Raw genomic sequence first — 13,882 nt, forward strand, 5'->3', positions numbered from 1 at the left:
CTCCGTTCTCTTTAGAATTCAAAAAATCCAAATCAAAGCTTTTCAGCAATTCTTAACTTCGCACTGCGTGCCCGGGGATTGGCTTCAATCTCCTGGGGACTGGGCAGAATCGGTTTGCGATGAACTAAACGGGCCATTGCCCTGGCGCCGCACTGGCAAACCGGAAAAACCGGCGGACAAGTACAGCGGCCCAGCCAGGAGTTGAAGGTTTCTTTCACGATCCGATCTTCCAGAGAGTGAAAGGTGATGACTCCTACCCTTCCTCCCGGAGCCAGACAGCGTATCACTTGGTCCAGAGCTCTCTCCAAGACCCCCAGTTCATCGTTGACGGCTATGCGCAGGGCCTGAAATGTCCTCTTCGCAGGATGAGGCCCTTCCCGGCGAGCCCCTGCCGGAATCGCTCTTTTGATAATATCCACTAATTCACCCGTAGTTGTGATGGATTTCTGTTTACGGGCTTCCACAATAAACTCCACAATGCGTTTGGACCATTTTTCCTCTCCATACTTCCAGAGGATCTCAGCCAGCATTTCAGCTTTCCCTTCATTAACCAAAGTCTTCGCAGACAGTGGATTCTGCGGATTCATCCGCATGTCCAACTCCGCATCCTGCATATAGCTGAACCCTCGTTCAGCCTCATCCAGTTGAGGGGAAGACACCCCCAGGTCAAAAAGGACACCTTGAACGGGAAGAAGTTCCAGAGATTGCAGAGACTCCTCCAACCCTTCGAAATTGCGGTTAACCAGAAAAACCCGGGGGTCTCCCGCAAATTTGTCCTGAGCGTTTTTGATGGCTAAGGGATCCTGATCGAAGCCCACCAGCTTTCCTTTTTCACTCAGCCTCGACAATACATAACCACTATGCCCTGCTCCCCCTAAGGTGCAGTCCACATAGGTTCCCGAAGGATCCCTCACAACCCCGTCCACCGTTTCTTTGAGCAAAACTGTGACATGATGAAATTCCAAACCATTCGACCTCTTCTCTATATTCCCAGGTTCACCAAAGATTCTGCAGCACTGGCATAAGCATCTTCAGCCTGACGGGAATAGTTTGCCCAAAGGGCCTGACTCCAAATCTCCACACGGGAGGAGACACCCACCAAGACCGCATCCTTATCAAGCTGAGCATATTCCCGCAGGTTAGCAGGCAAAAGAATTCTCCCTTGCTTATCCAACTCGCATTCAGTAGCCCCGGAAAAAAAGAAACGGACAAAAGCTCGTGCTTCAGGTTGAGTAAAAGGCAAGGCCCGCAATTTCTCCTCGAGCACTTTCCATTCGTCCAATGGGTAGACAAAGAGACAGTGATCTAAGCCTTTGGTGGCGATGAACCGCTCCCCTAAGGCTTCCCGGAATCTTGCCGGTACAATCAGCCGGCCTTTTCCATCGATCGTATGGAGGTATTCCCCCATGAACATACTTCGTCACCCCACAGCGGCGTCACTTTGCCCCACTTCAACCCACTTTACCCCACTTATTCTCCATTAATAAAGGTTTTCCTTCTTGCCTTAAGCGCTTTTTTTGCGAAAACCGAAAAATGGGAAGAAAGTCCTATTGAAGGAATCAAGGGAATCAAGGGGACAGGTCCCGTTTTTCAGCCTGAATCCCGCAGTAATTTTCCCTTATCCTATACAAAAATGCTAAAAACACCAGGGGCATGAGTTTCCGGCCTCAAGCCCTGGTGTCTCCACTTTTTGAGAAAACTCCCGGTCAAATTCCCAAGCGCTTGGGAATTTGACCGAAAAAAACGCCAAAAGACAGGTCCCATCATTCACTGCCTGGAAGGAATACTCCGGGCTAGTGAATAACGGGACCTGTCCCCTTGATTCAAATTAAATTCTGGCTAAAAGAATAAAGTTAAGAACAAAGAGCAGAGTAGCGATCCACAATACCGGGCTGATTTCTTTGGTCTCACCCTTGAAGACCTTGACGATGCAAAAGAAAATAAAGCCGGCGGCAATACCATAAGAGATGCTGTAGCAAAAAGCCATGAAGATACCGGCAAAGAAAGCAGGAATGGCTTCGCTTAAATCTCCCCATTTAATCTCCTTAAAGGAAGAAAGCATCATAATACCGACGATGATTAAAGCTGGAGCAGTAGCTACACCAGGAACCGCACTGACCACCGGGGCTAAGAAAGCACTGGCCGCGAAGAGAACGGCGACCACGATGCTGGTTAATCCGGTCCGTCCACCGGCTCCAATACCGGCTGCGCTTTCCACATAAGTGGTTGTGTTGGATGTCCCAAAGAGGGAACCTACCGAAGTAGCGATAGCATCGGCAAAGAGGGCCTTGTCCATTTTGGAGCTGAAGCCTTTGCTGGTTTCCATGGCTTTCAGATCGGCTTCGGAGAAAATTCCTGAACTGCGGCCGGTGCCGATAAAGGTACCAATAGTGTCAAAAACATCAGATAAACTGAAAGCAAAAATTGTGACCAGAACGAGAGGAATCTTAGCCGGATCACTGAAGAGGGAAACAAGTCCGGGATTTCCGAAGGCTGCCATAAACGTTTGCGGCAGTTCAGCAAGAGCACCGCTAAAGCTGATGGAGGAACCCATATGAGTAAGACCTAAAGGAATACCGACCAGAGTTGTCACAATAATACCAATCAAAATAGCGCCTTTAACATTGCGAATAAGCAAAATAACTGTAAGAACGAGGCCTAAAATAGCCAGAAGTACGGAAGGAGAATTTAAAGTAACAAGGGCCGGAACAGCACTGGAGCTTGCGATAACCGTTCCGCCTTCACCCAGTTGAACATAAGTTCCGGGGTCGGAGGTAAAGGAAAGCAAGCCGGCATTCTTAATACCGATATAAGCAATAAAAATACCAATACCGCCGCCAATAGCATTTTGCAGACTTAAAGGAATGGATGTAATAATTTTTTTCCGAATGCTTGTCACTGTGATTAAAATATTAATAAGACCGCATAAGAAAACCATGGCTAATGCTTCTTGCCAAGTAAAGCCAAGACCAAAGACAACTGTAAAAACAAAAAAAGCATTAAGCCCCATACCTGGCGCTTGGGCATAAGGTACATTAGCAACTAGACCCATGACTAATGTTCCGATAACCGCTGCGATAATCGTAGCCAGGAATACTGCACCCCAAGGCATACCCGCTTGAGAAAGCATAGCCGGATTGACCATGATGATGTAGGCCATTGCGAAAAATGTAGTGAGTCCGGCAACGAGCTCAGTGCGGACATTGGAGCCGTTTTCCTTAAGTTTGAAGAAATTTTCCACTCTGATTCCTCCTGTTTTATTGTTATCTTTGCCATTATTCGTCATAAACAGACTTGCAACGGCATTTAATGAATGTATTATACTTTACTTCCGAACATTAGTCTACAGTTTTTTTCTTTCGTTCGGATATTTTCTTGAATCAAGGGGACCTGTCCCCTTGATTCACCTTTGATTCACTACTAGGCCAAATGCAACGGTTTTGCCGAAATCCCATGAGCAGCCTCCATAATGGCCTCCGGCAAAGTGGGATGAGCGTGAATGATCTTAGCCAGATCTTCAGCCTTTATCTTTTTCTCCACGGCCAGCACACATTCCTGAATCAGGCTGCTGGCCTGAGGTCCCATGATACTGGCGCCTATTACAACTCCCTCTTCATCAGCCAACAGCTTCACCAATCCCATGATTTCCCCTAATGCTAAGGCTTTGCCATTGGCGCTGAAAGGGAACTTACTGACCTTATAGTTTTGGCCTGAAGCCTTTAAAGCCTGCTCAGTCTCACCGACAGCGGCAATCTCCGGGTAGGTAAAGATGGCACTGGGTATCGCCCTTCCCTCCATACTAACCTGCTGCCCCGCCATATGCTCAGCTGCCACCATCCCCTGCATGGAGGCTACATGGGCAAGCATCGCCCCACCCACTACATCCCCAAGAGCATACACCTTAGGGACCGAGGTTTGCATCTGAGAGTTGACTTTGATAGCTCCCCGGTCCAGCTCAAGTCCTAAGGCATCCCCATGGATGCCACTGAGACTCGGTCTTCTGCCCGTAGCCAAAAGCACCTGTTGGGCCGGTAATTCCTTCAAGCCCTTCCCATCCTCAACAATAACCACCAAACCCTCTTCCTTAGGTTTGATTTCCCTTACAAAAGCCTTCGTCAAAATCTCCAGCCCGCTTCTTTTCAGCAAAGGAGCTAAGCGTTTGGGTATCTCTTCATCGATATTGGGAAGAAGAGAAGGAAGCATTTCCACCACACTGACCTTGACGCCAAATTCGTGGTAAATGGACGCAAACTCCAAACCAATCACGCCACCGCCGATGACCACCAGGCTATCGGGAAGGGTTTCCTGTTCAAGAAGCTCTTCGCTGGTCACCACTCCCGGGAGGTCCACACCGGGTACAGGAATTTTGGTCGGGATGGATCCCGTGGCCAAAACCAAATTCTCCACATGAAGCTCAACCTTACCCGTTTCGGTCGTGACTTCAATCCGATTGGCCTCTTTTACCTCTCCCCACCCTTTTAGCACAGTAATCTTTTTCGCCTTCATGAGCTGCTCAATGCCGCTTACTAAGGTATTGACCACTTCCTTTTTCCTTGCGGCAATTTGCGGGTAATGAAGCAACGCGCCCCCAAGCTGAATGCCGAATTCTTCGGCATGCTTTATTTCCCGCCATAACTCCGCGCTTTTGACCAAGGTCTTGGTGGGAATGCATCCTTTGTTCAGACAGGTCCCCCCCAAACGCTCTTTCTCAACCAAAACGACGGATAAGCCAAGCTGGGCAGCGCGTAAGGCGCAGACATAGCCCCCGGGACCTCCGCCTAAGATGCCAACCTGATACTGTTCCATTTAGTTCTTCCTCCCTATACCTTAAAACCCGCGACCTGTTCTCTAAGTTCGATAGCCATACTTACCAAACTTTGCGCAGCCTCGGCAATATTCTGCATACTTGCCGCAACCTCAGCCGAAGCCTGCTCGATCTCCCTTGTGGACACTTCGGCTTCCGCCGCGATATATTCTACTTGCTGGGATTGATTGGTGACCCCTTCCATATGAGTTAAGATTTGCTCGCCGGAAGCGGCAATTTCCGAAATATCACTGGACACTTGTTTGGTGGACTTCACAATAATCTCCAAAGCCTGCCGGGCCGCCAAGGTCTGTTGTAAAGAATTCTCCACTTTCGAATCGGCCACTTTCATGGCGTCCACCGTGGCTGTAATGGTTTCCTGAATACCATTGGTGATCTCGGCTACCTCATCGGTAGAGACCGATACCCCTTCCGCTAACTTGCGAATCTCATCAGCTACTACCGCAAAACCCCGGCCATGCTCGCCGGCCCTGGCTGCTTCGATGGCAGCGTTGAGAGCCAAAAGATTGGTCTGACGCGCAATGGAAGCTATGGTCGCCGTAATCGAAACAATTTGCTGGGATTGCTCATCTAAATTCTTGATACGTTCGGAGGCCTCATCCACCGTGGTATTGGTATCCTGCATAGCCTGGACAATTCCCGATAGACCATTCAATCCCTTTTCAGCATTTCCTTGAGAAATGCCTGCTTCCTGGGCCACCGAACGGGCTCGCTCCGCAATAATCTGAATGGTATCCTGCAGGGCCCTGAAGGAATCCATGGCCCGGGAGATAACCGTTCTTTGCTGGGCCATCCCATTGGACATTCCCGCTATATGTTGGCTGACTTCTTCATTCTTAGCCGCTATCTCCTCCGAGTTTGCGGAAAGCTCATCAATGGACTCAACCCATTCATTGGCCATGATTCTGATCTTATGAATAATCTCCCGGAAGTTTTTTGTCATCGCATTAAACGCCTGGGTCACTGCTGCCATTTCCGCACTGGTAACCTGAATTTGCGTATTCAGCTCACCCTCCGCCACCTGCAATATCCCGATTTCCATCTGCTGAATAGGCTTTAAAAAACGATTATAATTCCGAAAAGAAGCCGCTACAGCAATCCCCAAACCCGCTATCAGATACCCCCCGCAAACCACCAACATTTCAAACTGAGGTAGTTTCAGAATAAATTGAATCACCGCGGCTATCACGACAACTGAAGGAATGACAACCTTCAAGGTCTGCCCGATATACTTGAAAAGGCTAACCTGCTTTAAATCCTCGGAGCCATTCATCACAAGGCTCATTGAGATACCCCCTCATAGATCTGGTGATTTTATCCCAGACTTTTCTTATTCTTTTGTCTAAATGATTCTCTTTGAATTTGCTTATTCCTTTTAAATTAACTAAAATTTCTGAATAATTCCAAGGTCTTCCCTCCGGCACGCCTACCTTCTTCCCTACAAAAAGAACCTATTCTGCACAACACAAAATAGGTTCTCCTTTTCCACCTATACTTATCTATTTAATTCGCTGCAATCACCTTGTTCAGCTTCTCTACCAGCTCATCCGGTTTCTTGCCATGGGTAAGTGCTGCTCCTTCAATGCTTTCCATCGTGGATGAAGGGCATCCTAAACAATGCATGCCTAATTCCAGAAAAGTCTGCACCGTCTGAGGATAGCTGCGTAAAACCTGACCTACTGTCATGTCCTTAGTGATCAAAGCCAAAACCTCCTAACTCCCTCTTACAATTCTCACTAAAATGGTCGGATTTATTATAACTTATTTTGCTTACTTGTTCAACTTTTTGGTGTCTTCGTGCCTTCATTCGTGCTGCGAGGCGTCAACGGAGGAAAAAGCGTTTGCTTGGGTTGCGTAGCTTTGCGCACAACGGACCTTCGGGCGTGATCTCCTGAAACCTTCCACCGGAAGGTTTCTTGATCGGAGACTCACGTACTCCATAGCTCCGGAGCTGGTCAACTCAGCTTTCGGCCCGCTTTCAGCCATCAAACAAGATCAGCCTCAGCCAATTGGACTGCTGAACCATATGGACGGCATAGAGGATGTCTTCCCAGCGGAAAGCAGCCACCACCGCCGCGATCAGGAGAATGATACCAGGCACCCACAGAAAAGCGGCATAACCACCGCCAATACGATGGACATCCCGAACCTTGAGAGGGAGGAAAAGAAAGTTAAAGCCCATATAGACCAAGAAAGGCACTGAGCGGGGTATCCCCCAGGCCTGCAAGGCCCACAACACACCCACCGTCCAATTCCAGAAGTACCTTCTTTCCAGCCAAGCCGCCAAGCCTTTGGTATCAGGAGCCCCAGGCAGATGCGGCGCCACCACGCCCACTTGCAGCAAACGCAATAAAGAAAACAAACTGCCCAAAATCACCCATATCAACCAGGGGGATTGCATCCTTATTCCTTCCCATAAGGGCCATTGATTGGGAACCCACTGCGCCCAGGGCACCTCCGTGTTAAAAAGAAGGGCCGTCAGTATACCGGCCAGGGTCATTTGCCGGGTAATCATGGCCAAGCCCTGCCAGAACCACGCCATGCGCAAAGCCCGTTTAGGCTTCTTATTCTGGAGCTCTTTGTACCGCCAGTTCACTGCCGCCAGATTTGACCAGGCTACGATGACCAAAAGAACCGCCCAGATCTTACTGACCCACTTTTCTGCAGGCCATAATCCCCCTCGGCTCCCTTGAGTCCCTTGAGGCTGCTGAATTTCTCCCCAAGGCCCGACCATTGATTCCCCATCGGTCAGATTTAAGCTGAAAGTGGGGACTGGCGCCGTTACAGATTGGACTTCCTGCTCATAGGCTTTTACCAGGGACTGGGAGTTGTATTCCAAACCGATTCCGGAAGTATAAGCCCATACCGAGGGGTGAAGACTGGCTATTTTCGTCCACTCCCCCCACACCCTGGGCTCAGGAAGACGTTGAGCCGGAACCATGGCACTGCCTGGCAGCTCTATCCACAGCCCGATCCCCGCCCGATCTGCTTCCATCAGCCAATACTCATCCGGCTGCTGGCCGAGAAAGTAGATAAGGTTATAACCTTGCTCCTTGCACTCCTTAAGCCAGGCGGCAATATCGCCTTGATTTCTCAGTTCAACCTCTTTTTCCGGAGACAGGGCCAGCCCTTGAATGGGTAATTCCTTCCCATTCAAAAGAAAGATCCCATCCTGATATGCCAAAGATGTAAGCCCTAAAGCAAAGGCAATATCGTCACGATCACCCCGCGAGTTGCTTACAGTCAAATACACTTGATAGAGATAAGGATCTTCCGGACTCCAAAGATGTCCGTCAGGAATCTGAAAAGCCAGGCTCACATTCTGCACAGAACTTTCATCGGAGTGAACTTGAGTTACGGCTTGAGCAATCTCCGCAGAGCCATCAGAAATTATCCCCTGAACAGTCCATGGTCCATATTCGGAAAACCCATGATGACTCAGCTGAAAATCAACTTGAACCCGGGCCATAGTATCTTCCCATGTCACCTGAGTGCGCGGGTTTTCAAGACTGGTCTCCATAACTGCTTGTAAAGCTATGCGCCCGGTAATCCTGCCTTTATCAGGATAACCTGAGCCTAAAAAGGTGGCTTTCTGAGAAGAAGGTGCAGAAAGTTCCAGCAGGAGCAAATTATCCTGACCATGGTTTAAGGCTGTGACAGGAATCTGGATACGCTCGCTCCCCCCCTCGCCGACTATACTGCCAATGCGATGGGCACTTTCCATCCCGTTAAGATAAAGATCACAATGGCCATATACGCCATTGATCTGGAGCATAATGCTGCGGGCATTCCATTCAGCCGGGATTTTAAAGGTTTTCAGCGCCACTTGAAATTCCTTGCTTGAAGGAAGATAGCCGTATTCCCCGCCCGTGATCGGCGAGTCAATCCCCTTTCCTTCCTGCTCCGTTTCCGTAATCCAGGCTTGGCGCAAAGAAGGGTAGATCTTCCACTGCCCTCCCAGGTCCATTTCCCAGCGGTCAGCGCTGGTTGAAAAAGAGGAAGTTTTCAGGAACACTCCGGGTGTAGAATTCCAATTCCAAATCAACAGTCCCAAAGCTATCGCAAAAGTCAAAACCAATAAGTAAAGACGTTTATTAAACATAATCGGTGTAAACCTTTCCTTTTGTTCGTTCTTAATTTCTAGACGATCCGTTAAATTCCTTCAAGGAATCCTTCTATTAAGAACAATCCGCACAATAAAAAAAGCCCGATCCATGACCAGACTTTAATCAATCGACTATCATTTAATTCATCTTTTTTATATCCCGTGCTGCACATTGGGGACAGACCCCATAGAACTCAAGACGATGTCCATGGACTTGGAAGCCTGTATGGGAACCCACTTCTCTCTCCAATTCCAGCAGAGGACGATGGAAGTCGACAATTTTCCCACATTCAGTGCACGCTACATGGTAGTGATTGCTAGGATTCCCATCAAAACGGCTTGACATATCCCCATAGGAAAGCTCCAAGATATGTCCATGTTCTTTCAACATGTTTAAGGTATTGTATATAGTTCCCAAACTTACACCGGGAAACTTCGCCTTGACATGATGATAGATTTCCTCAGCTGTCGGATGAGTATCCGTACCTAAAAGAAACTCTAAAATAGCCTGACGCTGGGGAGTAAACCGTACCCCTTTGTCCTTAAGCTGCTTAAGAATTTCGATGGCAGTCATGAACTCATCTCCTTGCATTTTAAAATAATTATTATTTTTAGTTTAATGAAAAATATATAAATTGTCAAGATAAAAAAACAATATTTCTTTAAAATTAGGACTTTAGTCCTAGTGAAACACTTTTTATCATCAGCTCGGCTGATAAATTAAAAAGGGAGTCAACAGACTCCCTTTTTAAGAACATGAATTAAGCTGGATTTGGAGCGCCAGTCGGGCAAACTCCAGCACAAGAACCACAATCAGTGCAAGTATCGGCATCAATGACGTAAAGATCATCTCCGGCGCTGATCGCACCTACTGGACATTCTGCTTCACAAGCTCCGCAGCTGATGCACTCAGAATTAATTACATATGCCATTGTATACAACCCCTTTCTCCCCATTCTCAATTGTCACTATAACATAAAGAAAGAAAGTTAGGCAATATGTAATCCAATATTTTGTCCAGCTCAGAAAAACTTATTCATTTTGCATCCCCAGCCATCAGGACCTTAGAGATCCCGATCCGGCCGATAAGGAACCTGATAGAGTCTCCTCATACACTGGGCGCAATAGGGCAGCATCCGATTGCTGACATGATTTCTCCGAAAAAGCACTCTGTCCAAATCTTCATGTTCAAATCCGCAGGAACGACATTTTTCTAACACCCTGACTAACCTCCTAGTTTGTGAGCTTATGAACGATGTGTTTACACCTATAGTATGCCTCACAAATCCAGGGTTTAAACAAATCCCGGCGATTTCTTCAGGATATCCTGCAAATGCCCTAAGGTGTTGCATTCAAACATTTGGCAATAAGGTTGAAAAAGCTCGATGGCTCTGACATCTTTCCAGCGTTTCTCAGGTAAGGTGTTCAACCAGATGATCTCCCTGACTTTGCTGCGGGTCTTCCTTAAATATGCGGCGGCCTTTTCCCCTTCAAGGGTTTGGGCATCACTGAGGATGAAGAGCACGGTCCGACGGCTGAGGGAACTCCCATAATGCTCATGGAGCTCCTCCAGGGACACAGCAAAATTAGTACCCCCGCCAAATTCCCCCACTAAATCCGTCATCGAGGTGTTGAGCATCCCTTGAAAAGTTTGAGCGCCTCTCAGTTTAGAGGTAATATTAACCAAATGACTGGCAAAGACATAGGTCTCAATTCCGGAAACCAAGCTGGTTAAGCCATAGATAAATTGCAGGATAAACTCCGTATATTTCAGCATGGAGCCCGACATATCGCAGACAAGCACAAATCTGGGCTTACCCTTGCGCCGCTTACGATAGGTTTGCTTTAATAAGACTCCGCCATAGCGCAGATTTTCCCGGACGGTGCGCCGCATATCCAGGCTCCCCCGTTTTCCCTGACCCAATCTGCGGGAGACCTGGGAAGCAAGCCGGCGGGATAAACGGCGGATTAACTTACTGACCTCAGGCCATTCCTCCGGGGGTATATCTTTCAAATCCTTGGTCAGATAATGCATTTCCTTTTGGCGCATGGCCCGTTGGGCTTCGCTCAATAATCCTTCCTGCCCCGGAGGTGTGATGGGAAAATCTTCTCCCAGCTTGCGCTTCCAGTATTCCAAAGAGCCGTGAAGCATTTTTTCCACCATGGGTTGGAAAGAGTGATCCAGCTGCATCCCATTTCTCGTCCCCTCTTCTGAACGTTCAAGAAACTGCTTCAACCGCTCTTTTTCCGCTTCCGGAAGGTTCATATAGGTTGCCAGCTGTTCATCGGAGAACTTCAGCTCTTCGCCCTGAAAACGCAATTCCTCCCGGCTCTGGGCCACTCCTTTTTCCCAGCTCGCCGCTTTCTCCTGAGCTTCCTTTTGCCAGGCGGACTTAGCCTCAGGCGGGGCAAAGAACACACGAAAGACCTCTTGGAACCAGGGAAGCTGATTCACGGATTTTACCAAAGTACTCTGCAGAATCCCTTCCACCCGGGACTTATCTTCCATGCCGATGAGAGTTAACCCTTGCAGCGCATCCTGAAACTCAGTGAGATTGACCGAGATGCCCCCTTCACGCAGAAGATCAATAAACTCCAGCAGATGACGATCCAGTTCGCTTCGCTGCACTGAAGATGCCCCCCTTACATCCCTTTCGTCTCCCAGATAAGCCGCTCTGCTCCCATCTCCCGATAGAAAAGCTCCAGATCTTCCTTGCTTTTGAGGAGCAGATTCAGAGTAGCGTCCACCCAGGCAGGGTCAAGCTCCGTTTTCCCCATGACCAATAGGGCTTTGGCCCAATCCATAGTCTCGGCTATGGAAGGAAGCTTTTGCAAAGCCAGGCGCTCCCGCAGAATACCGACGGCCTTAGCCACCTGAAAGGCCAATTTATCGGGTAACTCAGGATATTTGGTACGGAGAATCCTCACTTCCTTCTCCACAGTGGGGGGATTGACATGGAGAAAGATACAGCGCCGTTTGAGGGCGTCAGATAATTCCCGTTCACCATTGGTGGTTAGAATTACAAAAGGACGCTTTTTCGCTTTGACCGTCCCCATTTCGGGAATCGTTACCTGGAATTCACCTAACACCTCCAGCAGAAAAGCCTCGAATTCCGCATCGGTCTTATCGATCTCATCAATCAGCAATATGGTGTATTCATCACTCATCAGTCCCTGCAAAAGGGGGCGGGGCAAGAGGTAATCCAGCCCAAATAAGTCCTCTTCCTTAAGACCCTCTTCTCTCATTTGAATTCTGATCAGCTGCCTCTGATAATTCCATTCATAGAGAGCTTTGTTCTCATCAAGTCCCTCATAACACTGGAGACGAATGAGAGGCGCGGCAAATACCTGGCTCAACACTTTGGCAATTTCTGTCTTTCCCACACCGGGAGGTCCGGCTACCAGAATCGGCTTTTCCAGTTGGGCAGCTAAATAGGCCGTGAGGGCGATTCGATCCTCTTTCTCCGTTATATAGCCTTGTTTTGTCAATTCCTGTTCAAATTGATCCAGGGAAATATCCAATTTCATGAGCTCTCCTCCTCCATAGTATCCATCATAACACGAAACCAACATTATGAAAATTCAGAAATCTCCTCGTGAATCTTTTACTTTTTGGTGATTTTAGAAAAAAATCCGCAGCTCCCCCAAGGAATTTACGGATTTTACAATTTGCAGATATGTGCAGCTATGCGCTCTTCTAAGCCAATATTTGTGGCTGGTCATTATCTTCGAAGCCCAGGGGCAATACATCAATGATGGCTTCCCCGATGATTTTCTGTACATCATTAATCATGCGCGATATACGAAATTCTGCTTCCAAGTACTCCCGGGCCGCAGGATTAAGACTTAACAAACTGTATAGACGTTCAAGCTCCTGCTGCTTGCCTTGTGAGATATCCAGCTGAAAAAGCTGTGCTTGCTGGATTTCAAATTGCTTCATCTGGAAATCGCGAATCATTTTGTACTGGCCTTCATCAGCTTTCATCAACTCTTTGGCGACGATAAAGTCGCGATACTCATCAGATTCTTTGATTTGCTGAGCCAATTGCTGGGCTGTCTCGTAAATAGACATCTTCCCAACCCCTCTCCCTCTTCCGCTTTAACCTTACTCTCTTATTATTCAATAACCACCTCATAAAATCCTTCGCCTCATACTTTGTAACACTTAAAACTCATATTGCCTGATGAGTACTAGCCGTTAAAAGGCGTAGAATATTCCAGGGGAAGGCTTTGGATAATGAGCTGCTCCAGCACTTCATAAGCCTGAAGGCGGCTGTAGGCCAGAAGATCATCCCATTTTCTTCTTTCGAATTCCCAGGGTGAATAGGCCGATACCCGGCTGGCAAAGCCGATGGGACGTCCTCCGCCGAGCAGCTTTTCCAGCCTGCGGGCTGCCAGACTCACCGGACCATTGGGGCGAGCCGTACAGAAAATCGGCTCCAGACATAGTGCCGGTTTATCTTTGTAAGTCACCAGCAAACTTTGTTTATATAAAGGCTCTACCCCTACCTTGTCCTTTTGAATCTCCTCCCGCAAAAGAGAGGGTTCCAGAACATCCTGAGCACCAAGCCCCCGCCAAAACTCCTTCTCGGCAACATAGTTTATCGGCGCCCGCAAAGCCATCGCTCCCATTTGCCGGGCAAAGCGGGTGACCATTTCAGCAAATTCACGTTCACCAGCATTCTTGACTGTTAATCCCATCATGACGATCAATCGTTCCGAGGAACTAATCAGCAGCTCCCCCGCGCTCTGCTCTTCCCCCATGCGCAGAATCTGATATCCAGGGAGCAGCTGTAAGGAGGTCTTGATTTCTTTTCCCCGCTCCGTTAAAAAAGCTCCCAAAGCTTCGGCCCAATCGGTCAAACCTTCTTCATCCCAATCCCCCAAGGGATTTAAGGATAATTCCATCCACGGCATACACTCTCTCCTATCCTGATCTTATGTTTTCCATA

The 13,882-nt window shown here is 48.2% G+C and carries 14 protein-coding genes; all 14 read right to left on the reverse strand.

The window, feature by feature from the left end:
• Window positions 1–32: 32 nt before the first annotated feature.
• Window positions 33–965: a 16S rRNA (cytosine(1402)-N(4))-methyltransferase RsmH gene (gene rsmH, locus DHAF_RS20310; protein WP_011460703.1), complete on the reverse strand. Its 933-nt coding sequence runs from the start codon at window positions 963–965 to the stop codon at window positions 33–35.
• 17 nt (window positions 966–982) lie between these two features.
• Entirely contained in the window at window positions 983–1,414 is a 432-nt protein-coding gene (mraZ, locus tag DHAF_RS20315) for a division/cell wall cluster transcriptional repressor MraZ (protein ID WP_015945001.1), read from the reverse strand.
• 414 nt (window positions 1,415–1,828) lie between these two features.
• On the reverse strand, window positions 1,829–3,241 hold the full coding sequence (locus DHAF_RS20320) for an NCS2 family permease (protein WP_015945002.1): 1,413 nt from the start codon (window positions 3,239–3,241) through the stop codon (window positions 1,829–1,831).
• Between the two features lie 179 nt (window positions 3,242–3,420).
• A complete protein-coding gene (gene lpdA, locus DHAF_RS20325) occupies window positions 3,421–4,806 on the reverse strand; it encodes a dihydrolipoyl dehydrogenase (RefSeq protein WP_005809814.1) in 1,386 nt (461 codons plus the stop codon).
• Window positions 4,807–4,820: 14 nt separating this feature from the next.
• Window positions 4,821–6,110, reverse strand: a complete 1,290-nt coding sequence (locus DHAF_RS20330) for a methyl-accepting chemotaxis protein (protein WP_015945003.1) — start codon at window positions 6,108–6,110, stop codon at window positions 4,821–4,823.
• A gap of 218 nt (window positions 6,111–6,328) precedes the next feature.
• On the reverse strand, window positions 6,329–6,526 hold the full coding sequence (locus DHAF_RS20335) for a DUF1858 domain-containing protein (RefSeq protein ID WP_005809809.1): 198 nt from the start codon (window positions 6,524–6,526) through the stop codon (window positions 6,329–6,331).
• Between the two features lie 277 nt (window positions 6,527–6,803).
• Window positions 6,804–8,927, reverse strand: coding sequence for a glycoside hydrolase family 2 protein (locus DHAF_RS20340; RefSeq protein WP_015945004.1), 2,124 nt, complete (start codon window positions 8,925–8,927; stop codon window positions 6,804–6,806).
• Between the two features lie 142 nt (window positions 8,928–9,069).
• Window positions 9,070–9,504, reverse strand: coding sequence for a Fur family transcriptional regulator (locus DHAF_RS20345; protein ID WP_011460706.1), 435 nt, complete (start codon window positions 9,502–9,504; stop codon window positions 9,070–9,072).
• A 187-nt stretch (window positions 9,505–9,691) separates the two neighbouring features.
• The gene (locus DHAF_RS25415; RefSeq protein WP_005809805.1) at window positions 9,692–9,862 is read right to left on the reverse strand and encodes a DUF362 domain-containing protein; all 171 of its coding nucleotides are present in this window, start codon (window positions 9,860–9,862) and stop codon (window positions 9,692–9,694) included.
• Window positions 9,863–9,994: 132 nt separating this feature from the next.
• Window positions 9,995–10,150 carry a hypothetical protein gene (locus DHAF_RS26195; protein WP_005809802.1) on the reverse strand — a complete coding sequence of 52 codons (156 nt, stop codon included), beginning with the start codon at window positions 10,148–10,150 and terminating at the stop codon, window positions 9,995–9,997.
• Window positions 10,151–10,224: 74 nt separating this feature from the next.
• Complete coding sequence (locus tag DHAF_RS20350; RefSeq protein WP_005809800.1) at window positions 10,225–11,559, reverse strand: vWA domain-containing protein; 1,335 nt, start codon at window positions 11,557–11,559, stop codon at window positions 10,225–10,227.
• A gap of 14 nt (window positions 11,560–11,573) precedes the next feature.
• Entirely contained in the window at window positions 11,574–12,458 is an 885-nt protein-coding gene (locus DHAF_RS20355; RefSeq protein WP_015945005.1) for an AAA family ATPase, read from the reverse strand.
• Between the two features lie 169 nt (window positions 12,459–12,627).
• On the reverse strand, window positions 12,628–13,002 hold the full coding sequence (locus DHAF_RS20360) for a YlbF/YmcA family competence regulator (RefSeq protein ID WP_015945006.1): 375 nt from the start codon (window positions 13,000–13,002) through the stop codon (window positions 12,628–12,630).
• Window positions 13,003–13,121: 119 nt separating this feature from the next.
• Window positions 13,122–13,847, reverse strand: coding sequence for a hypothetical protein (locus tag DHAF_RS20365; protein ID WP_015945007.1), 726 nt, complete (start codon window positions 13,845–13,847; stop codon window positions 13,122–13,124).
• Window positions 13,848–13,882 lie beyond the last annotated feature (35 nt).

This window comes from Desulfitobacterium hafniense DCB-2, from assembly GCF_000021925.1.
GTDB classification, from domain to species: Bacteria; Bacillota; Desulfitobacteriia; order Desulfitobacteriales; family Desulfitobacteriaceae; genus Desulfitobacterium; species Desulfitobacterium hafniense.

Bases quoted from the DNA above. Each gene is read 5' to 3' on its own strand.
- mraZ (WP_015945001.1), bottom strand. From the start codon at position 1,414: ATGTTCATGGGGGAATACCTCCATACGATCGATGGAAAAGGCCGGCTG.
- lpdA (WP_005809814.1), bottom strand. From the start codon at position 4,806: ATGGAACAGTATCAGGTTGGCATCTTAGGCGGAGGTCCCGGGGGCTAT.
- DHAF_RS20330 (WP_015945003.1), bottom strand. From the start codon at position 6,110: ATGAGCCTTGTGATGAATGGCTCCGAGGATTTAAAGCAGGTTAGCCTT.
- DHAF_RS20340 (WP_015945004.1), bottom strand. From the start codon at position 8,927: ATGTTTAATAAACGTCTTTACTTATTGGTTTTGACTTTTGCGATAGCT.
- DHAF_RS20345 (WP_011460706.1), bottom strand. From the start codon at position 9,504: ATGACTGCCATCGAAATTCTTAAGCAGCTTAAGGACAAAGGGGTACGG.
- DHAF_RS25415 (WP_005809805.1), bottom strand. From the start codon at position 9,862: ATGGCATATGTAATTAATTCTGAGTGCATCAGCTGCGGAGCTTGTGAA.
- DHAF_RS20355 (WP_015945005.1), bottom strand. From the start codon at position 12,458: ATGAAATTGGATATTTCCCTGGATCAATTTGAACAGGAATTGACAAAA.
- DHAF_RS20360 (WP_015945006.1), bottom strand. From the start codon at position 13,002: ATGTCTATTTACGAGACAGCCCAGCAATTGGCTCAGCAAATCAAAGAA.
- DHAF_RS20365 (WP_015945007.1), bottom strand. From the start codon at position 13,847: ATGCCGTGGATGGAATTATCCTTAAATCCCTTGGGGGATTGGGATGAA.